At 69.5% G+C, this 19,582-nt stretch carries 15 protein-coding genes and 1 pseudogene; 10 read left to right on the top strand and 6 right to left on the bottom strand.

The window, feature by feature from the left end:
* Window position 1: 1 nt before the first annotated feature.
* Window positions 2-763 carry a Rossmann-fold NAD(P)-binding domain-containing protein gene (locus tag AC3WR5_RS12585; RefSeq protein ID WP_492484837.1) on the top strand — a complete coding sequence of 254 codons (762 nt, stop codon included), beginning with the start codon at window positions 2-4 and terminating at the stop codon, window positions 761-763.
* A complete protein-coding gene (locus AC3WR5_RS12590) occupies window positions 756-1,997 on the top strand; it encodes an MBL fold metallo-hydrolase (protein ID WP_492484839.1) in 1,242 nt (413 codons plus the stop codon). Before AC3WR5_RS12585 ends, AC3WR5_RS12590 begins: the two co-directional genes overlap by 8 nt.
* Window positions 1,998-2,000: 3 nt before the next feature.
* On the opposite strand, the gene AC3WR5_RS12595 is transcribed toward AC3WR5_RS12590, so the two are convergent.
* Window positions 2,001-2,912 (bottom strand): LysR family transcriptional regulator, encoded by a 912-nt coding sequence (locus AC3WR5_RS12595; RefSeq protein ID WP_492484841.1) that lies wholly within the window; start codon window positions 2,910-2,912, stop codon window positions 2,001-2,003.
* 94 nt (window positions 2,913-3,006) lie between these two features.
* Between AC3WR5_RS12595 and AC3WR5_RS12600 the strand changes: the two genes are divergently transcribed.
* On the top strand, window positions 3,007-3,996 hold the full coding sequence (locus tag AC3WR5_RS12600) for an MBL fold metallo-hydrolase (protein ID WP_492484843.1): 990 nt from the start codon (window positions 3,007-3,009) through the stop codon (window positions 3,994-3,996).
* Window positions 3,997-4,196: 200 nt separating this feature from the next.
* On the opposite strand, the gene AC3WR5_RS12605 is transcribed toward AC3WR5_RS12600, so the two are convergent.
* Entirely contained in the window at window positions 4,197-5,129 is a 933-nt protein-coding gene (locus AC3WR5_RS12605; RefSeq protein ID WP_492484845.1) for a LysR family transcriptional regulator, read from the bottom strand.
* 152 nt (window positions 5,130-5,281) lie between these two features.
* On the opposite strand from AC3WR5_RS12605, the gene AC3WR5_RS12610 reads away from it, so the two are divergent.
* From AC3WR5_RS12610 to AC3WR5_RS12620, 3 genes and pseudogenes are all read left to right on the top strand, one after another.
* Window positions 5,282-6,313 (top strand): alpha/beta fold hydrolase, encoded by a 1,032-nt coding sequence (locus tag AC3WR5_RS12610; protein WP_492484847.1) that lies wholly within the window; start codon window positions 5,282-5,284, stop codon window positions 6,311-6,313.
* 38 nt (window positions 6,314-6,351) lie between these two features.
* Window positions 6,352-6,627, top strand: a pseudogene (locus AC3WR5_RS12615) (Ohr family peroxiredoxin); the annotation flags it as partial.
* A gap of 60 nt (window positions 6,628-6,687) precedes the next feature.
* Window positions 6,688-7,794 (top strand): thioredoxin family protein, encoded by a 1,107-nt coding sequence (locus AC3WR5_RS12620; protein ID WP_492484849.1) that lies wholly within the window; start codon window positions 6,688-6,690, stop codon window positions 7,792-7,794.
* Here the strand turns inward: AC3WR5_RS12620 and AC3WR5_RS12625 are convergent.
* Window positions 7,781-8,551: a S1 family peptidase gene (locus tag AC3WR5_RS12625; protein ID WP_492484851.1), complete on the bottom strand. Its 771-nt coding sequence runs from the start codon at window positions 8,549-8,551 to the stop codon at window positions 7,781-7,783. The genes AC3WR5_RS12620 and AC3WR5_RS12625 overlap by 14 nt on opposite strands.
* Window positions 8,552-8,717: 166 nt before the next feature.
* Here AC3WR5_RS12625 and AC3WR5_RS12630 point away from each other — a divergent pair, with 166 nt between their 5' ends.
* From AC3WR5_RS12630 to AC3WR5_RS12645, 4 genes are all read left to right on the top strand, one after another.
* The gene (locus tag AC3WR5_RS12630) at window positions 8,718-8,969 is read left to right on the top strand and encodes a DUF1488 family protein (RefSeq protein WP_141287835.1); all 252 of its coding nucleotides are present in this window, start codon (window positions 8,718-8,720) and stop codon (window positions 8,967-8,969) included.
* Window positions 8,970-9,150: 181 nt separating this feature from the next.
* Window positions 9,151-9,849: a response regulator transcription factor gene (locus tag AC3WR5_RS12635; RefSeq protein ID WP_141287834.1), complete on the top strand. Its 699-nt coding sequence runs from the start codon at window positions 9,151-9,153 to the stop codon at window positions 9,847-9,849.
* A 58-nt stretch (window positions 9,850-9,907) separates the two neighbouring features.
* On the top strand, window positions 9,908-12,211 hold the full coding sequence (locus AC3WR5_RS12640) for a sensor histidine kinase (protein ID WP_492484853.1): 2,304 nt from the start codon (window positions 9,908-9,910) through the stop codon (window positions 12,209-12,211).
* Between the two features lie 202 nt (window positions 12,212-12,413).
* Window positions 12,414-13,616: a choice-of-anchor tandem repeat GloVer-containing protein gene (locus tag AC3WR5_RS12645; RefSeq protein ID WP_492484855.1), complete on the top strand. Its 1,203-nt coding sequence runs from the start codon at window positions 12,414-12,416 to the stop codon at window positions 13,614-13,616.
* A 129-nt stretch (window positions 13,617-13,745) separates the two neighbouring features.
* Here AC3WR5_RS12645 and AC3WR5_RS12650 read toward each other — a convergent pair whose 3' ends face one another.
* From AC3WR5_RS12650 to AC3WR5_RS12660, 3 genes are all read right to left on the bottom strand, one after another.
* Entirely contained in the window at window positions 13,746-15,317 is a 1,572-nt protein-coding gene (locus tag AC3WR5_RS12650; RefSeq protein ID WP_492484857.1) for a M4 family metallopeptidase, read from the bottom strand.
* Between the two features lie 89 nt (window positions 15,318-15,406).
* Entirely contained in the window at window positions 15,407-17,047 is a 1,641-nt protein-coding gene (locus AC3WR5_RS12655; RefSeq protein WP_170200870.1) for an FG-GAP-like repeat-containing protein, read from the bottom strand.
* A 192-nt stretch (window positions 17,048-17,239) separates the two neighbouring features.
* The gene (locus AC3WR5_RS12660) at window positions 17,240-19,558 is read right to left on the bottom strand and encodes a winged helix-turn-helix domain-containing protein (protein ID WP_492484859.1); all 2,319 of its coding nucleotides are present in this window, start codon (window positions 19,556-19,558) and stop codon (window positions 17,240-17,242) included.
* Window positions 19,559-19,582 lie beyond the last annotated feature (24 nt).

Consider the following 19,582-nt stretch of genomic DNA (forward strand, 5'->3'; position numbering starts at 1 on the left):
GATGCGATTGCTGATCATCGGCGCCACCGGCATGGTGGGCCAGGCGTTGCTGCGTGAGGCCTTGCGGGCCGACGACGTGACCCAGGTGCACACACTGGGCCGCTCGCCAGCGGGCACCGCGCCGTGGGCCCGCACGCCGAACGCTGCCAAGCTGCGCGAGCACCTGCAGCCGGACCTGTTCGCGCTGTTCGGCGTGGGTGCGCCAGGCGGCGAAGTGGTGCTGCCCGAGCCGCTTGCGGCCGAGCTGCGCGAGGTGGACGCCTGCTGCTTCTGCCTGGGCGTGTCGGCCGCCGGGCTGGACGAGGCGGCTTACGCCCGTTTCAACCATGACCTGCCGCTGGCCGCCGCCCGTGCGCTGCAGGTGCTGAACCCGGCGATGACCTTCCTGTACGTCTCGGGCGCTGGCACCGACACGACCGAGCAGGGCCGCTCGATGTGGGCGCGTGTGAAGGGCCGCACCGAAAACGCACTGCAGCGCGTTGGCTTCCGTGCCGTCTACCTGCTGCGACCGGGCGTCATCGTGCCGCTGGATGGCATCCACTCCAAGACCGGCTTCTACGACTGGTTCTATCGCCTCACCGGGCCCTTGCTGTGGTTGGCGCGGCATGCCTTGCCCGGCCAAGTCCTGGACACCCGCCGCCTGGGCCGGGCGATGCTGGTGCTGGCGTCGCAAGGTGGGCCGAAGCCGGTGCTGGAGTCGCCGGACCTGCAGGCGCTGTCGCTGCTGCGGCCGGCCGCGGCGGGAGGTGCAAGCCGTGGTTGAACGCAGCGCACCGAAGCGCCGGCTCTGGCGCTGGCTGCTGCTCGCCGTGGCGGGCACCGTCGTTGGCACCGTGGCGGGCCTGAGCGGCTGCGCCACGCTGGACCACTGGGGCACGCCGCACGACGAAGCGGCCCAGGCCGACGCGCGCAAGGCCGAGTCCCCGCAGTGGCATGACGGCGAGTTCCACAACCCGCAGCCGATGTGGAACAACACGCTCAAGGCGCTGACCGGCGTGCTGTTCAACCAGACCCCGGCCCGCGCGCCCGAGTCGCCCGTGCCTGTGCTGGCCAGTGACGGCGAAGCGCTGGCCTCGCCACCCGCCACAGGGCTGCGCGTGACCTGGTTCGGCCATTCGTCCACGCTGCTGGAGATCGACGGCCAGAAGGTGTTGCTGGACCCGATCTGGAGCCAGCGTCCGTCGCCCGTCAGCTGGGCCGGGCCGCAGCGCTGGTTCGCACCGCCCATCGCGCTGGACAAGCTGCCGCGCATCGACGCGGTGCTGGTTTCGCACGACCATTACGACCACCTGGACGCGCCGACCATCCAGGCGCTGAACGCGCGCCCCGAGCCGCCGCGCTTCATCGTGCCGCTGGGCATTGGCGAGCGCTTGCGCCTGTGGGGCGTGCCGGCCGGGCGCATCACCGAGCTGGACTGGTGGCAGGCCACCGCGCTGGGCGAGTTGCAGGTCACGGCCACACCGGCCCGGCATGCCTCGGGCCGCTTGAACCCGCGCAGCAACCACACGCTGTGGGCCGGCTATGCCTTCATCGGCCCGCAGCACAAGGCCTGGTATTCGGGCGACACAGGGCTGCACGACACGCTGCGCGAGATCGGCCAGCGCCTGGGCCCGTTCGACCTGACGCTGATCGAGTCCGGCCAGTACGACGCCGACTGGCCGGATTGGCACCTAGGCCCCGAGCAGGCCGTGCTGGCCAACCAGTGGGTGGGCGGCAAGGTGATGATGCCGGTGCACTGGGGCCTGTTCGCGCTGGCCAACCACGGCTGGACCGAACCGGCCGAACGCGTGCTGGCGGCAGCCCGCTGCAACGGCACGCAGGTGCTGACGCCGCGCCCCGGCGAAAGCGTGCAGCCCACGCTGGCCGACGGCGCCGGCCACACGCCGTGGTGGCCTGAACAGCCCTGGCGCGGCGCGGCCGAAAAGCCGGTGCGTGCCACCCAGGCCGGCGACCCGGCCCAGCGCATGCCGCAGCTGGATTGCAAGCCCGGCGCTTGAGTGTCAGGTGCTGGGCACTGCTTCCACGAAGCGCTTGCGCAGCCAGCTCAAGCCCGGGTCCTGCTGGGCCCGCGGGTGCCAGGCCATGGCCAGGTTGAAGCGCGGCATCTCGAAGGGCAGGTCCAGCACGTCGACGATGGCCGCGTAGCGCTGCAGCAGCTGGCTGGGCAGCGTGGCGACGCAGTCGGTCTGCGCCAGCACCAGCGCCACCTGGTTGTAGCTGGGCACGGTGACGGCGACCTGGCGCTGGCGCGACAGCGTGGCCAGCACGTCGTCGGTCGGGCTGTGGAAATCCGCCTTCTGCGAGACGATGACGTGCGACAGCCGGCAGTATTCGTCCAGCGTGGCTGGCTGCAGCCCGCGTGGGTGCTGCTTGCGCTGCGCCATCTGGAAGCCGTCGCTCATCAGGAAGCGGGCCTTCAGCGTGTCGGGCACCTTGCCCGAGTCGCCAAGGAACAGGTCCACCTCGCCGCGCGCCATGCGGGCCACCAGCGTGCCGCCGTCGTCGGCCGGGATCACCGCCAGGCGCAGCGCCGGGTTCTGCTGCCGGACCACCGCGGCCATCACCGTCAGGCCGATGATGGTGAACACGCTGTCGTTGGCCGCCACGACGAAGGTGCGGCGCGAGGTGCTGGGGTCGAAGGCCAGCTCGCTGGCCACTGCGTCGCGCAGCATCGCCAACGCCTCGCCCAGCCGCGGCTTCAGCTCCAGCGCGCGTTCGGTCGGCACCATGCCGCGGCCGGTTTCCGAGGGCACCAGCAGCGGGTCGCCAAACGCCTCGCGCAGCCGCGCCAGCTGGCCCGAGAGTGCCGACTGGCTGATGTTCAGCCGCCTGGCGGCGCGCGTCACGTTCAGCTCCGCCAGCAGTGCGTCCAGCGAAATCAGCAGCGGGAGCTCGGAGCGTTTGATATCCATATTGCCGATGCCTCGTATCGAAATAAGCCACTCACCATTGTGAATGGCGATGGGTAACCTGACGGACGTTCCCACTTCTTTCCGCCAGGTTTCCATGAACAAGACTTCTGCCCTCCGTTCCGCTGCCTTTGTGCTGAGCACGCTCGTGGCCGCCGGCTTCACGGCTTTTGCCGCCGCGGCCGAGCCGGCCAGCACCGCCGTCACGCAACACGCACAGACCGGCCTTTACCGCTATCAGCTGGGCGACTTCGAGATCACCGTGCTGTCCGACGGCTCGGTGCCGCAGGACCTGCATGCGCTGCTCAAGGGTGGCAGCCAGCGCGAGGTGGACGGGCTGCTGGCCCGTTCCTTCCTCGCCAGCCCGGTCGAGGCCTCCATCAATGCCTTCCTGATCGACACCGGCTCGCGTCTGGTGCTGGTGGACGTGGGCGCGGGCGACTTCTTCGGCCCGGGCTACGGCGGCAAGCTGCTGAACAGGCTGCGCGCAGCAGGCAGGTCCCCGGCCGACATCACCGACATCCTGCTGACCCATGTGCACACCGACCACAGCGGCGGCCTGGTGCACGAGGGCAAGGCGGTGTTCCCGAAGGCTGCGCTGCACGTGGGCCAGCCGGACGTGGACTTCTTCCTCGCGCCGGCCCACCAGCAAGGCGTGGGCGGCTACGACAAGGCCTATTTCGCGCAGGCCACCGCGGCGCTCACGCCCTACAAGGCCTCGGGCCAGCTGCAACCGTTCAGCGGCGTGACGACGCTGTTGCCCGGCATCACCGCCATGCCGACGCCGGGCCACACGCCTGGCCATGCCTTCTACCGGGTGGAAAGCCGCGGCCAGGCCATCACCTTCATCGGCGACGTGGTGCACGTGCAGGCGGTGCAGTTCCCGCAACCGGCCATCACCATCACCTACGACGTGGACCAGCCCGCTGCCGCGAAGCAGCGCCAGGCCCAGTTCGAGAAGCTGGCCAGCGACCGCGCGCTGGTGGCCGCGCCGCACCTGCCGTTCCCTGGCCTGGGCCATGTGCGCCAGGAAAAGACCGGCTTCAGCTTCGTGCCGGTGGACCATCACGACCGGGACGGCCAGTGAGGGCGCTATTCAGGTGCCTTTTAGCGAGTGTCACCTGGGCTTGACCGGCACGCACAGCTCGCAGAGGAAGGCGCCATCGTGCGCTTCGGCTTCCGCGCTGTCCGGGCTGGGGGCAGGGTAGGCCTCGGAGCAAAGCCGGGTCATGTCCATCTGCCACTCGGCGCTGCCGTCCACCCAGCGGGAGAGCGCCTGGACACCATTCAGCGAGGACTGGTGCCGGGATCGGCGGCGAACATCGTCATCCTCATCAACAGCCAGTCCAGCAGCTCGTTGGCCGCAGCCACCAGTGGGCGGCCGGCGCGCACCAGGAGCTTGGCTTGCGCGTTGCGGAACATGGCGTGGTCGACGGGCAGGGCGACCAGTTCGCCGGACTCGATCTCGCGCTGCGCGGCGAACTCGCCGATCAGCGTCAGGAAGTGGCCGCTGGCGGCCATGCGCTTCAGCGCGGTCAGCGAGTTGGTGGTCAGCGTGGGGCGGATCGCGATGCTTTCGGTGAAGGCCAGCATTTCGATGAGCTTGCCGACGCCAAAGCTGGCCGGCATCAGCGCCAGCGGATGGGCCAGCAGATCCTGCAGGTTGGCCGGGCCACCGCGCCGGGCCAGCGGGTGCTGTGGGTGCACCACCAGCATGACCGGCTGGGCCGAGCTGGCGCGCGTGGTGATGTGCTCGTGCGGCGGCGGGTTGTAGGCCAGGCCGATGTGGGCCCGGCCCTCGGCCACCTCGGCCTGCAGGTCGTCCATCGACAGCATTTCGACCTCGATCTCCAGCTTCGGGTAGCGGGCACAAAAGTCGGTCAGCACCTCGGCCACCAGCAGGTCCACATAACCCTCGCTGATGACCACCCGCACACGGCCCAGCTGCAGCCCCTGAATGGCCTGCAGCCGGTCTTCCAGCCGCTCCTGGTGCGAGCGGTAGCCGCGCCAGAAATCCAGCAGGTGGGCCGCCGCCTCGGTGGGTTTCACGCCGCGTGCCTCGCGCTCGAACAGCTGCGCTCCCAGCTCGTCTTCCAGCAGGCGGATCTGCCGGGTGATGACCGAGGGCGCGGTGTTCAGGCTGTCGGCCGCGCCGCGTATGGTGCCCTGCGCCATCACCTCGCGGAAATAGCGCAGGCGCTGCTGGTTGATCTCTCGCATCACATGGCTCCCCTGAATGCGTTGCTGGCGGGCGTTGCTTGGTGTTGCTCAACGGGCAACGAAGCGTGATGTTAGTTGCTCTTGATCGCACGGGGTGGAACGCGGACCATTCGCCCCGTGCCCGCAGTCCCCCGTCTTTGCCAGGAGAGCCCATGTCCCACACCCCGCTTGCTTCCCGCCGCCAGTTCCTCGGCAGCACCGCCATCAGCCTCGGCGCCGCCAGCCTTGGCCTGGCCTGGACCGGTGCTGCCACCGCGCAGAACGCGGCCGGCACGACGGCCGCGTCGTTCGGCCCCATCCGCCAGGTCGAGGCTGGCCTGCTGAACGTGGGTTATGCGGAGCTGGGCCCGGTCGACGGCCCGGTGGTCGTGCTGCTGCACGGCTGGCCGTACGACATCCACAGCTTCGCCGAGGTGGCACCGCTGCTGGTATCCCAGGGCTACCGGGTCATCGTGCCCCACCTGCGCGGCCATGGCAGCACACGCTTCCTGTCGGTGGACAGCTTCCGCAACGGCCAGCAGGCCGCGGTGGCGCTGGACATCATCGCCCTGCTGGACGCGCTGAAGATCCCGCGTGCGCTGTTCGCCGCCTTCGACTGGGGCGCCCGCACGGCGGACATCATCGCGGCACTGTGGCCCGAGCGCTGCGAGGCGCTGGTCTCGGTGAGCGGCTACCTGATCGGCAACCGCGAGGCCAACAAGGCGCCGCTGCCGCCAGCGGCCGAATACGCCTGGTGGTACCAGTTCTACTTCGCCACCGAGCGGGGCCGCCTCGGCTACGAGAAGAACCGCGACGCCTTCGCCCGGCTGATCTGGCAGACGGCCTCGCCCATGTGGCGCTTCGACGACGCGACCTTCGCCCGCAGCGCCGCCTCGCTGGACAACCCGGACCACGTGGCCATCGTGATCCACAACTACCGCTGGCGCCAGGGCCTGGCCGACGGCGAGGCCCGCTACGACGCGCTGGAGCGGCGCCTGGCCACAGGCCCCACCATCGGCGTGCCGACCATCGTACTGGAAGGCGATGCCAACGGCGCCCCGCATGCCGTGGGCGACGCGGCCTTCCGCCACAAGTTCACCGGCAAGTACCAGTACCGGCTGATCGAAGGCGGCATTGGCCACAACCTGCCGCAGGAGGCGCCGGCCGCCTTTGCACAGGCCGTGCTCGATGTCGCCCGCCTCTGAATCTCCCAACCTTTCTCAAAAGGAATGCCTCATGTTAAAGACTGTTCGCCGCTGGCTGGTCGGCTTGCTTCATTGGCGCGATGGGTCACGCCGCGCGCCGCATGAAGGTGGCGCTGCCGGCCGACGTGGCGGTGGCCGCCGAGGTGGACCTGGGCACTGGCGAAGGCGGCTATTTCCTGCAAGCCCGGCTGGCGATCAGCCTGCCCTGCCTGGCGCCCGAGGTGGCCCGTGCGCTGGTTGACGAGGCGCACGCCACCTGCCCGTATTCCAAGGCCACCCGCGGCAACATCGACGTCGCGTTTTCGGTCAACTGACCGGGCCACGGACGCACGAAGCCCTGACGCACTGAAGCACCACTCAAAGGCATGCCGGCCATGAAGCCCACCTCCGTTTCCTCCACCCGCCGCTGGCTGGCCCCCCGCACCGCCGCGGTGCTGCTGGCCACTTGGTTCGCGCTGATGACCGGCCGGTGGGGCATGGCCGGTGGCGACTGGCTGGGCGCCGCGCCCAGCGGGCAGCAGCCGCTGCCGGCGCTGGACGGTGCCACCGCCTGGCTCAACTCGCCGCCGCTGGACGCCCAGGCCCTGCGTGGCAAGGTCGTGCTGGTGGACTTCTGGACCTACTCCTGCATCAACTGCCTGCGCACCTTGCCGTATGTGCGCGCCTGGGCCGAGAAATATGGCTCGTCGGGGCTGGTGGTGATCGGCGCGCACACGCCGGAGTTTGACTTCGAGCGGGCCCTGCCTAACGTGCAGCGCGCGGTGAAGGAGCTGGGCATTGCCTACCCGGTCGCGGTGGACAGCCAGCAGGCGCTGTGGCGCGCCTTCGGCAACCGTGCCTGGCCGGCGTTCTACTTCGTCGATGCGAACGGCAGGATCCGCCACCGCCAGCTCGGCGAAGGCCGCTACGACCAGGCCGAACGCATGATCCAGCAACTGCTGCGCGAGGCCGGCCGCCGCAACGTGCCGGAGGACCTGGTGGCGCCGCAAGGCGAGGGCACGCAGGCGGCCGCCGGGCCGCAGGCACCGGCCTCCGACGAGACCTACCTCGGCGGCGCCCGCGCCGAAGGCTTCGTGGCCACGCTGGGCCAGCTGCGTGCAGGCGGCCGCACGCAGCGCTTCTCGCCCGCGCCGCGGCTGAACCTGAACCAGTGGACCCTGGCCGGAAACTGGCGCGTTGGCGAAGAACAGCTGGATGCGCCGCAGGCCGGCGCCCGCATCACCTACCGCTTCAAGGCCCGCGACCTGCACCTGGTGCTCGGCCCCGGCCAGCCCGGCCGCAGCCTGCGCTTCAAGGTCCGCATCGACGGCCAGCCGCCCGGTGCCGACCACGGCAGCGACACCGACGCCGAAGGCAACGGCCGCATCGAAGCCCAACGCCTCTACCAGCTCGTGCGCCAGTCCTCGGACGGTCGCGAACGGGTGTTCAACATCGAGTTCCTGGACGAAGGCGCGCAGGCCTTCGCGTTCACGTTTGGGTGATGGTGCCTGACGCACCCGTGGCTGCGGCTGCTGCCGGTGGCGCGGTGAGCGTGAGCAGAATGTCCGCATACCAGGCGCAGTTCAGGCCCAGCGATTCATCCAGCACCAGGTCGCGTGTGCCCATGTCCATGCGCGAGGCGTGCACGCCCAGCAGCCGCCACGGCAGCGTGGCGCCCAGCGCTGCGTCGCGCATCACCACGGGCGCGCCGCTGGCGCCTCGGTGGGTGCGGGCATCGGTCAGGAAAAAGCCCTGGCCCTGGAAGCGCACGCCAAAGGCCGAGGCCACGCTGGCCTGGCGCACCACCGGCAGGTGATGCAGCGTGTCGTGGAAGCCCAGCGGGAAGCCCACCACCAGCAGCGGCTGGCCGACCTCCACGTCCGGCTGCGTGTGCTGCACGTGCGCTGGCGTGAAGCAGCGCAGCACCGTGCCGGCGGGGAAGGACTCGCGCGGCAGCGGCAGCACCGCCACGTCGATCTCGCCGCCGCCGTCGCTGGCCTGGCGCCACAGGCTGAAGCCCTCGTGGTAGGTGAACAGCGACAGCACCTGCATCGCACGCAGGTCCACCTCGTCGGTGTGCAGCTCGATCTCGATGCGGTTCGGGTGATGCTTGCTGGCAGCGTCGATGAACACATGCCGGCTGGTCACCAGGAACAGCTGATCCTCGCGCTCGAAGAAAAAACCGGTCGCACCGGTCAGCACCCGGTCGCCGTCGTAGGTGGTGATGCGTGTGGTGCTGAGCAACAAAGGTTCGGTCATCGGCATTTCTCCCGTCTGGGCCGATGATGGCATGGGCTGTGCTCGGTCGCCGTACAGTCGGCGTATGTGTGCCAGCGCACGGACGGCGGCCCCGCCGCGGGCAATGCTGCCCTGCGGGGCAAGCAGCGGGTTGCCCGCATACACAAGACATCTCAACGGAGACGCGATGAGCACAGAGGCCTTTTTCCACCTTCCTTCCGGCACGGTGCGCTTCTGGGTGCAGGTGCAGGACACCGAGGTCGGCGCCAGCATCGGCAAGGAAGTGCTGCACTACCGCTACCAGTCCGCCAGCCTGGACGACGACCCGCTGGCCACCTACCTGGCCCATGCCGCCGAGCTGCATGCGGCGGTGCAAAAGCGCGTGGCCGGCGGCTCGGTCGAGCCGGTGATGCTGCGCGACGGTGATGTGAGGCGCTGAACCGCGGCCGCGACGCGGCTTTTGATGATTCTTGAACATTCCGCTGAAGGCGCGTGCACGGTCTGGCGTCAAATCAAGGCCCAGCGTCTTGTCCAACCTCGATACCGCCATGTGCCTGCCGGCTCCCGTCCATTTCCGTCACGGCAACGACGATCGCGTGTCATGCCATTGCGAGCCGTAAGTGCGCGGCTTTCTGCTTGAGGACGATCCGCAGCACGCGGCCCATTTGATCGATTGCCTGGCTGCCACCGGCATCGAGATTTCGCACTTCTCGACCGCCAGCGCGTTCTTCAAGGGACTGGCCGAGGCCACGCCGCAGATGATCGTGCTGGACTGGTGGCTGCCGGACCTCAACGGCTTCGAGGTGCTGCGCAAGGTGCGGGAACACTTCGGCCTGCGCATTCCCATCGTGATGCTGACCTCGGTTGACAGCGAGGACCTCATCGTCTCCGCGCTCGAGGCGGGCGCCGACGACTTCCTCACCAAGCCGGTGGCACGCCCCATTCTTCGCGCGCGGCTGCAGGCCCTTGCGCGACGCATCACACAGGTGCCTGTGGCCTACCGGGGACGCTTGACCTTCGGATCGTTCTGCCTCGACTATGCGGGTCAGAGCGTGGTGGATGTCGATGCGCCCGAAGAGCGATTCGTCCTGACGCCACGTGAGTTCGACCTGATCTGGCTGCTGATGAACAACCCGGACCGTTTCATCCCGCGTGCTGAGCTGCTCGCCGCGGTTTGGGGCAAGGCCAGCGAGGTCGCCACCCACACCCTGGCCCAACATGTGCATGCGGTTCGCAAGAAGCTGGGGCTGGCGCGGCGCGGGATTCGGCTCGTCGCCGTCTACGGTTCCGGATACCGCCTCGAGCTGCCCGCTGGCTGAGCGCCTGGGGCTCGCCTCCCGGTGTTGCCCTCCACCCATGTCCTCGTGAACGGCCCTCGTGAACGCGACTCCCTCCCCGGACGATGAGCCGTCGTCGCTGACACCGCCGGCCACCGATGCCGTGGCGCCGGTGGCCACCGATGAGCTGGTGGCCGCTTGGCAGGCGCGTCTGCAGGCATCGACCGGTGAGGCACGCGCCCGTTTGCTGGTCACGCTTGCATGGCACCTGCGCCAGCGCGATCCTGCGCAGGCTCGGCGTATGGCAGGCGAAGCGCTTTCCCTCGTGAGCATCGCCTCCTCGGAAGCGCCCTCGCTGCTGGGCCGGCTGCAGCTGGTTTTCGGCGAGCAGGCGCTGTTCGCTGCGGCGTTCGAGCCGGCGCGCACGCACGCATTGGCGGCCCGCGATCTGTTTGCCAGCGCTGGTGACATGGCCGGCACCGCGGACATGCACGGCTTGCTGGCTTCGCTGGAGGCCGACCTGGGCCACCACGACAAGCGCGACGCTGCGCTGAACCAGGCGCGTGCCGCGGCGCTGGCAGCCGCTGACCCGCTGCGCCTTGCGATCATCGATGCCGCGATGGCCTACAACGCCGCGGTGGCGGACAACGGGCATGCGGCGAGCGATTGGGCTGCCGCCATCGACCCGCAGTTGACCAGCCGGCGCAGCGTCGTGCTGGTGGCTTGCACCAACGACCTGCGCGCGGTGATGGCATTTCAACGCGGTGAATACGGCCTGGCCATCACCTGGCTGCGCGACCAGCTGGAAGCGGCCCGCGTGTGCGGCATGGTGCGCAAGCAGATCACGACCGCGGCCAACCTGAGCATGGCGTTCTCCATGTTCAACGACCACGGGACAGCTCTGGAGTGGGCCCAGGAGGCGCTGGGCATGGCCAAGGCCTGTGGATGGCCGGTCCTGGTGGGCACTGCGCTGCTGCAGACGGCGCAGGTCCTGGACACCCTGGACAAGCGCTCGACGGCCCAGGCCATGCTGGATGAGTCGCTGGCCGTCCTGAAGCAACTGCCTGGCGCCTATCTGCACCTGGAAGCACTTTCTTTCCAGGGGCGCCTCGCGCTGGCGCGGGGCGACGCGATGGCCGCGCTGCAATGGAGCGACGAACTGGAGCGCCTGTCGCAGAAGCACTATCGCGAGAATTTCCTGTTCGCCGTGTGCCTCGGCCGCGCCCGGGCGTTCATGCTGATGGGGCGGGCACCGGAAGCGGAGCAAGGCGCGCTGGCGGCACTCGAAAGTGCGCAAGCCATGCAATGGCCGCACGCCCAGATCGATGCGCTCGAATTGCTGGCGGGCCTGCATGATCGCTTTGCATTGAGCCCGCCGGTGCCGCTGGCGGCCACGACCGCGCCGCTGCACTACCTGGGACAGGCGCTGGCCGTCGCCGTGGCGATGCCCGACTTCCGGGTGCCTTACCGCCTCTTCGAGCAGTTGGCCGAGCAGCATGCCAAGGTGGGTGAACATGCCTCGGCCTATGCGCGCTCGCTCGACGCGGCAGCCGCCCGGGAGGCGACGCACAGCCGGGAGGTGCGCCATCTCGCCATGGCGGCGCAGTTGCGTCACGAGGCTGAATCGGCCCGGGCCGAACGCGATCATCAACGCCGCATCGCCGACATCGAGGCGGAGCGGGCCCGCTCGCTGCAACAGGCCTTGTCCGAACTGAGCGCCGCTCAGGACGAGCTGATGCAGCGCAATGCAGAGCAGGCACGGCTGCACGCCGAGCGCGAGGAGACACTGGCCTTCCTGGCCCATGACCTTCGTGCCCCGTTGGTGGCGCTGGGTCCGGCGCTGCAGAGCGTGACGCCGAAGTCCGCAGCGCAACGCGCGGAGCGCCTCGCCGAGCGCGCCCTGGCGATGACGGACCGCTTCCTGGCCGTCGCCCGCCTCAGTCGCCTGCCGATCGCCGACCGGGTGCCGCTGGACCTCGCGTCGCTCGTGGATGCCGCCTGCGAGACCTTCGAGCGCCGTGCGATCGATGAAGGCCGGCGGCTGGAGCTGGACCTGGTTTTCGGCATTGCCATCGTGGGACATCGCGAGACCCTGATGCGTGCGTTCTGCAACCTCGTTGACAACGCACTGAAGTTTTCGCGCGACGGCGGGCGGGTGGACGTCTCGGTGGTCTTCAGCGAGCATGAGGCCGCGATGGTGGTGACCGACGATGGGCCTGGCATGCCCGCTGCCGCACAGCAGGTGCTGCTTCGCACCGGCGGCGAGCGCTCGGTCTTCTCCGGTGGCCGGCTGGGCCTGGCGATCGTCGCGGAGGTGGCCAAGGTGCACGAAGCCCGCGTCGCTGTCGACACCGGGCCGCATGGCACGCGCATCGCGTTCTGGCTGCCGCGCGTCGCGGCCTGAGCCAATTATCAGCAACTATCAAGTTCAGGCGCGCCCTGTCATCGCCTGGGCATCCGAAGGGTTCCGCAAGCAGTGCCGGCTGACTACATTGGGGCATCCCCTGAGGAAACGCCGGGCCGTCCCAAGTTTCCTCAACCCCCACGGGGGCGGGCTGGGCGCAGCCCAGCCCTGGGGGCACCCTTAACCCGCATTGGAAAGTCCCATGTTCGATCGAGAAGTTGTGTTGTCCTCGGCAAGGCCTGGTGGCCATCGGAAGACCTTCGGAGCGCTGGTCGCCAGCGTGGCCTTCATGGCCGGCGCGTTGGTGCTGCCCACCGTCCATGCCGGCGAGAACGGCCCGAAATTCGAGGTGCTCTACACCTTCACCGGCGGCAATGACGGCGCCTGGCCCGCCGGCAACCTCGTCGCCGACAAGAAGGGCAATCTCTACGGCACCACCTCCGCGGGCGGCCCCAATGGTGCGGGCACGATCTACAAGCTGGCGCCGGATGGCACCCAGACGGTGATCCACGCCTTCAACGGCGTGGATGGCAACCTCGCGATGTCCGGCCTGCTGAAGGGCTCGGACGGCAACTTCTACGGCGTGACCGAGGTTGGCGGCCGCAACGGCGCGGGCAATGTGTACAAGGTGACGCCAAAAGGCGAGCTGACCTCGATCTATGAGTTCGGGGCCAGCAATGTCGACGGGTACACGCCCGCCAGCGATCTCATCTGGGGCCAGGGCGGCGAGCTGCTGGGCACGACGGTCAACGGCGGCGCCAACGGCCTCGGCACTGTCTTCAAGGTCACCCTGGACGGCAAGCTCACCATCCTGCACAGCTTCACCGGCGCCGATGGCAAATATCCCGCCGCCAGCCTGGTGATGGATGCGGCCGGCAACCTCTACGGCACCACGTCGAACACCGCCACCGGCAGTTCGGGCACGATTTTCAAGATCGATGCCAGCGGCGCCTTCACCACGCTCAAGACCTTCGACCATGCCTCCGGCTTCTTCTCGCATGTCCCGCTGACACTGGACGCGGACGGCAACCTCTACGGCGCCACCGGCGCGGGCGGCGCGACGGGCAACGGCACGATCTTCAAGCTGACCCCGGGCGGCACCTTCAGCGTGCTCTATGACTTTACTGGCGGTGCCGATGGCTCGGAGCCGGAAGCGGGGCTGATGCTCGATGGCAAGGGCAACCTGCTGGGCACCACCAACTGGGGCGGTTACCAGTACAACGGCACGGTTTTCAAGCTCTCGCCTGATGGCAAGCTGAAGACGCTTCACTCGTTCGACGGCACCACCGGCAGCTACTCGCGGGCCGCCCTGCTGCGCGACAAGGCCACGGACGTGCACTGGTTCTACGGCACCACGTATGCCGGTGGGTCGGGCAGCGGCGTCGTCTACCGCGTCACGAAGTGAACGGGCCGGCGTGACCCGCCGTCAACGCAGCGGCCGCATCGCTGCGCGGGCGCGCGCTCCCCGCCGCCCAAAGTGAAAAAGGCCGCACCCGTTGCCGGGTGCGGCCTTTGCGTGCCGGTCAGGCCTGCATCACGAGCGGTTCACGGCCGTCCATGCCGCCTTGACGGCTTCGGTCTCCGGCGAGGTTTCGCCGAACAGGTCGGTCGCGGCGCTGATGGTGGCGGCGCGGGCGGCGGCGTAGTCGGTGCTGCTGGTCATGTAGACGGTCAGCGCGCGGTACCAGATCTTGGCGGCCTTCTTGCGGCCGACGCCGGTCAGCGTGGCCGAGCCAGTCGCGGTCTTGGTGTCGCCCGAAACGCAGGTCTTGGACGGCGAGCCGGCGGTGGTGCCTTCGGCGAGCAGGAAGTAGAAGTGGTTGGCCACGCCGGACGAGTAGTGCACGTCCAGGTTGCCGACGCCGCTGTACCAGCAGTCGGCCGAGCCGCCATCCTTGCTGGGCTGCTGCATGTAGCGCAGGGCCTCGCCGCTGCCGGCCGGGTAGAGCTCTTCACCGATCAGGTAGTCGCCCACGTCGTTTTCGTTCTTGGCAAAGAACTCGACCATGCTGCCCATGATGTCCGAGGTGCCCTCGTTGAGGCCGCCGGATTCGCCGGAGTAGATCAGCGCGGCGGTGCGCGAGGTCACGCCGTGGGTCATCTCATGGCCGGCCACGTCCAGCGAGACCAGCGGGGTGAAGCTGTTGCCGTCGCCGTAGGTCATGCAGAAGCAGTCGTCGCTCCAGAAGGCGTTGTCGTAGTTGCGGCCGTAGTGCACGCGGGAGTAGGCGCCCTGGCCGTCGTCGGCAATGCCGTTGCGGCCGAAGGTCTTCTGGTAGTAGTCCCAGGTCATGTTCTGGCCATAGGCCGCGTCGGCGGCCACGGTCTCGTTGCTGGTCTCGGTGTTGTCGCCCCAGATCTTGTCGGTGCCGGTGAAGACGGTGCCGCCGAACTGGCGGCTCTTCATGTCCACCACGTAGTGGCCGCCGCGGTTCAGGTCCTTCAGCGTGTAGGTGGTGTCGGTCAGGTCCGAATGCAGCGGCACGTTGCCGGAATACAGGGTCTTGCCCTTGCCCTTGATGTCGGCCGTCTTGATCTCGTCCCACTGGTCGAGCAGGGTGTTGCCGGTGGCGCTGATGATCAGGTGGGCCTGGCTGGGCGTGCCGTCAGGCTGCACGCCGTCCACGCGCACGTCCCAGGCCAGCTGGGCTTGGGCGCCGCGGGCGTAGATCACCAGTTCCTTGTGCTTCACGCTGCCGGCGGAAGCCAGCGAGGTGGTGGCGGCGAGCGCGGTCCTGGCGGCCAGGGCGGCTTCCACCTTGGGTGTCAGGTCGAGCTGGATCATGGCCTTCTGGGTCAGGCTGAGGCCTCGCAGGCTGCCGTCCGCACGGCTGTGCACCACCAGGTCGCCGCCGATCACGCGCAGCCCGTTGTGGGTGCGGGCAAAGCGCACGTGCTCGCTGCCGTCGGCATCGACGACCAGGTCGCGCACCGAATAGGCATCCGCACCCGAACCGTGGGCCGAGGCCAGGGCCTGGCCGCCCAGATGGGCCAGCGCGCGTTGCACGGCGGGGTGATCGGCGGCGGGTTGTGCCGCCAGGGCCGACTGGCCCATGCAGAGGGCGATCGCGGCAGCGGCAATCAGGCGCAGGGAAGTGTTTTGCATGTGGGAAATGGTTCTGAGTTTCAACAAGGGAACGATGAGCGAGGGCCCCGGCTCGCCGGGCTCGCGGAAGCAAATGCCCGGCAGTGACGTCAGGGTTGCAGCTTGCCGATGCCACTTTGCAAGATCTGGACCGGCAGCGTGCTGCGCGACTGCAGGGCCACCTGCAGCTTGGCGCGGCTGTTGAACACCATGTCCGCCGTCACCACGTCGGGCAGGCCGTCCTGGTTCAGGTCGACTGCCGCGACGGCATGCGGCTCATCGGTGCCGGTCACCATGTTGGCCTGGAGGAAACTGGGGTTGTCGCTGCCGGCGGTGCTGCGGTTCAGCAGGACACCGATGGCGCCAGTGGGGGTGTTGCCCACACCCAGGTAGCTGACCAGCACGTCGGGGCGGCCGTCCAGGTCCATGTCGGCGGTGGCCATGCCGAAGGGCACGCCGCCAATCTGCCGCACGTTGGGGACGAAGACGGGGGTGGTGGCGCCGGCGGGGGTGCGGTTGACCAGCAGGGCCCAGGTGGCGCCGAAGCCGTTTTCGCCATTCATCGTGATGACGTCCGTCTTGCCGTCGCCGTCGATGTCCAGCGTGATCATGTCCGTCGCGCCCTCGAAGGTGTCGAAGGTGGTGGCCGGGGCAAAGCTGATTTTCGATGAACCGGCCGGCGTGGTGTTGAGCAAGATGGCAACGTTGGCGCCGTTGCTGTTGCCCAGCGCGATGTCGGGCTTGCCGTCGCCGTTGAAGTCGCCCGTCACCACGGTCTGCGGCGACGAGAAGCTGCTGGTGGCGCTGGCTGCGAAGCCGATCGGGGCCTCCAGCGCCACGGTGGTCTCGCCGCGCTTGGTCAGGTTGCGGAAGACGATGGCGCGGTTGGTGTCGGCCGCCGAGGGCGAGCCGAAGCCGGCGCCGACGATGTCGATCTTGCCGTCGCCGTCGAAGTCGGCGCAGGCCATCTGGTTCATGTAGCCCCAGGGCAGCGAGGCCACGTCGGTGCGCACGAAGCTCAGCGCGCCAGGCTGCGAGCTGTTCATCTGCACCGTGAACTGGTTGATGCCGGCACCGGCGGCCACCAGGTCCGGCTTGCCATCGCCGTTGAGGTCGCAGGCGGCCGGCTTGTTCGGCGCCGAGATCATGCCCAGCGCCAGGGGAGCGGCCAGCACCGGCGTGCCGGTCGCGCCGGCGGCGGTCTTGTTCAGCAGCACGTCCAGCGTGCCGGCGTCCTGGTTGGCCAGCACCAGTTCGGGCATGCCGTCGCCGTCCAGGTCGGCACTGGCCATGCCCCAGATGAACTGGCCGATGGCGGCCGCGGGGGTGGTGGTCGCCAGCGCCAGCGTGTCCAGGCTGCCGGCGGTCTCGATGGCCTTGTCCAGCTGCAGCGTGAACTTGCCCAGCTTGCGGTGCTTGGCGTTCTTGCCCAGCACCTGCACCGGCACCGTGACGCTGGTGGCGCCGGCCGGAATGGTGACGATGCCGCTGGTGGGCCAGTAGTCCTTGCCGGCCTTGGCCGAGCCGTCCACGGTCTGGTAATGCACGCTGACGGCATTCGTGGTGTCGCCCTGGCGCACGATCTTCATCGGCAGCACGGTGGGCTGGTCACCCAGCGTGACGGCGCCATTCTTGCCGTTCAGGGCGGTGGACTGGGCATGGGCCGAGTCGCCCAGGGCGAACACGGCCAGCGCGGCGACCAGCAACTGGACGGAGGGCAGAAGGCGGAAACAGGCAACGACGGCGGGCACGGGCAAACTCCTAGCGGACTGGCTTCTGGGATGTGGGGGATGCCCGGGCGGGTGGCCCGGGCCCCACCATGTGGTGGTAGTGCGGCAGTGGGTGATCTGCAGCCCTGGCGCAAAGATAGGCGGCGGCGCCAGGCAAGTCCTGCCCAATTGATGACCAAACCATGACTGCGGGGGGTAGTCCCGCGCAGTGGCTTAGAGCAGCGTCAGCAGGCGGGGTGCGCGGGGCGGCGCGAGCGCGTCCTCGGCGGCCGCATAGAAAGGGCTCAGTGCGGCCAGGAAAGGCGGTGCGCGGTGGCGCATGGCCTCCAGCGCGGCCTGGTGCAGCTCGGCGGCTGCCTCGCGCCGGCCCTGGGCCAGCGCCAGCCGGGCGGCGACCGCCAGGCCCAGCGGATGCTCGCGCAGCCAGGGGCCGATGTCGCGCAGCAGCCGGGCGGCCTCGGCCGGCTGGCCGGCTTCGAGCTGCAGCCATGCGGCGTCCAGCTGGGCATGGGCGCGGGTGCTGCCCAGCGGCGCCATCTGGCGGGTGCGGGCCAGCAGCGCCAGGGCCTGCAGGTCGTCGCCCTGTTCCTGGGCCTGGGCGGCCTGGGCGTGCAGCTCGGCGGCCTGCAGCAGCAGGTCCTCGCCCCAGCGGGGCAGCGCGTGCCAGGTTGCCTGCCAGGGCTTTTTTTGCGCCAGCAGCTCGGCGGCCGGCCGCAGCCGCAGCCAGAGGCCCAGGCGCCAGCGCTGGAACAGGTGCACGCTCTCGGCGTAGCCGTTGTCCTGCGACTGGGCCAGCGCGTTCTGGCAATGCACCTCGGCGCCTGCGAGGTCGCCGTCTTGCGCAGCCCGGTAGGCCCAGGCCACGGCCAGCGCCGCGAGCACGCGGCGCAGCGTGCCGTCGCCCAGGTGGGCGGCAGCCTGGAAGGCGCGCTCGGCCAGGTCCCCTGGCGAGCGCAGTTCGAAAGCCAGCTGGGCAGCGATCAGCAGCACCCAGGCGGCGCTGTCATGTTCGTTGGCCGGCAGCTCTGCGAGGCGGGCCATCGCGGTTTCGCAGCGCGCCGTGGCCTGGCGGAACAGGCCCAGCCCGGCCTCGGCCAGCGCCAGGCAGGCGAGCGCGTCCACGCTGTTGGCGCGCAGGCCGTGGCGCTCGCACAGCGCCAGCGCCTGTTCGGCCAGGTCGCGCGCCACCAGCAGGTCGCCGGCATGGTGCGAGAGCACCGCGTGGTTGGTCAGGATCACGGCCCGGCGCAACTGGTTGCCGGCCCGTTCGTTGGCCCGCCAGGCCAGGTCGTAGAAGCGCCGGGCGCGCTCGTAGTCGCGCTCGACCTGCGCGGCAATCGCCTGGCCCAGGTAGATGCGGATTACCCAGTCCTCGTCGTCGAACGGGCGGGCCAGCGCGAGCGCGGTGTCCAGGTGCTGGCGGGCATCGGCGATGGCGGGTGCATCGGCCGCACTGTTGAACAGCGCGCGGCCCAGGCCCTCGTGGGCGGCGGCCGTCAGTCGCTGGTCGCCGGCCCGTTCGGCATCGGCCACCAGCGCCAGGCCGATGTGTGCGGCCTCGGGATCGTTCAGGTTGGCCAGTGCGCGCAGGTGGTGCAGCCTGGCGTAGAGGTCGTCGGGGTTGAAGTCCAGCACCACGCGCAGCAGCCGGGCGGCCACCTCCCAGCGCTCCTGCCCGCCGACCTCGATGGCGCGCGCAAAGGCCTGGCTGGCCAGCGGATCGGGCGTGGCGCGCTGCGCGGTGTTGCGCAGCGCGGCTTCGGGAAACAGGCCGGCGGCCAGCGCGTCGGCCAGCTGCCCGCCCAGCGCGCCAGGCTCGGTCGCTTTCAGGCTGCCGCGCAACTCGTGCCAGCCCACGCTGTGATAGTCCAGTCGCAGCCGCTCGCCGCTGCGGCGCAGGCTGGCCAGAACCACGCTTTGAGCGCCGGTCAGCTCGGCGAGCTGCAGTGCCAGTGCCTCATCAGGCTTTGCAGACTTGGCGGAGGGCAGCTGGCTCAGCGCGTGCTGCACCGTCTCGGTGGCCAGGATGCTGAGCCGGGTGTCGCCGTCCAGCGCCTGAGCGGCCAGCAGCGGCAGGCCCCAGGCGGTCCAGTCCAGTGTGGTGTCGCCGCTGGCGTTGTGCACCGGCAGCAGGGCCAGGCGCGGGCGCGCGGCGACGGGAGACGGGGCTTCAGGCGCGGCCGGGCCGTCGCCCGGGGCCGCGGTGCTCACGCCGCCCGGCGGCTGGAAGCGGTAGCCGACACGGTGCACCGTGCGCAGCAGCAGCGGTTCGTCGCCAGTGTCGCCCAGGGCCTGGCGCACCTTCATCACGGTGCGGGCCAGCACGTTGTCCGACACATCGGCGCCGCGCCACACGGCGTCCAGCAACTCGGCCTTGGGCACCACGCGGTCTCGCTGCCGCACCAGGTGCAGCAGCAGCTCGAAGGCCTTGGGCGGCAGCGGTTGCGGCTGGCCACGCCAGAGCAGCTCGCGCCCGGCCGGCCGCAGCACGCAGTCGCCAAAGATCAGCTCGTCCGATTCACCATCCACCATCACACCCAATGCCGTGCCGACCTG

Source organism: Ideonella sp. FW305-24 (assembly GCF_058788035.1).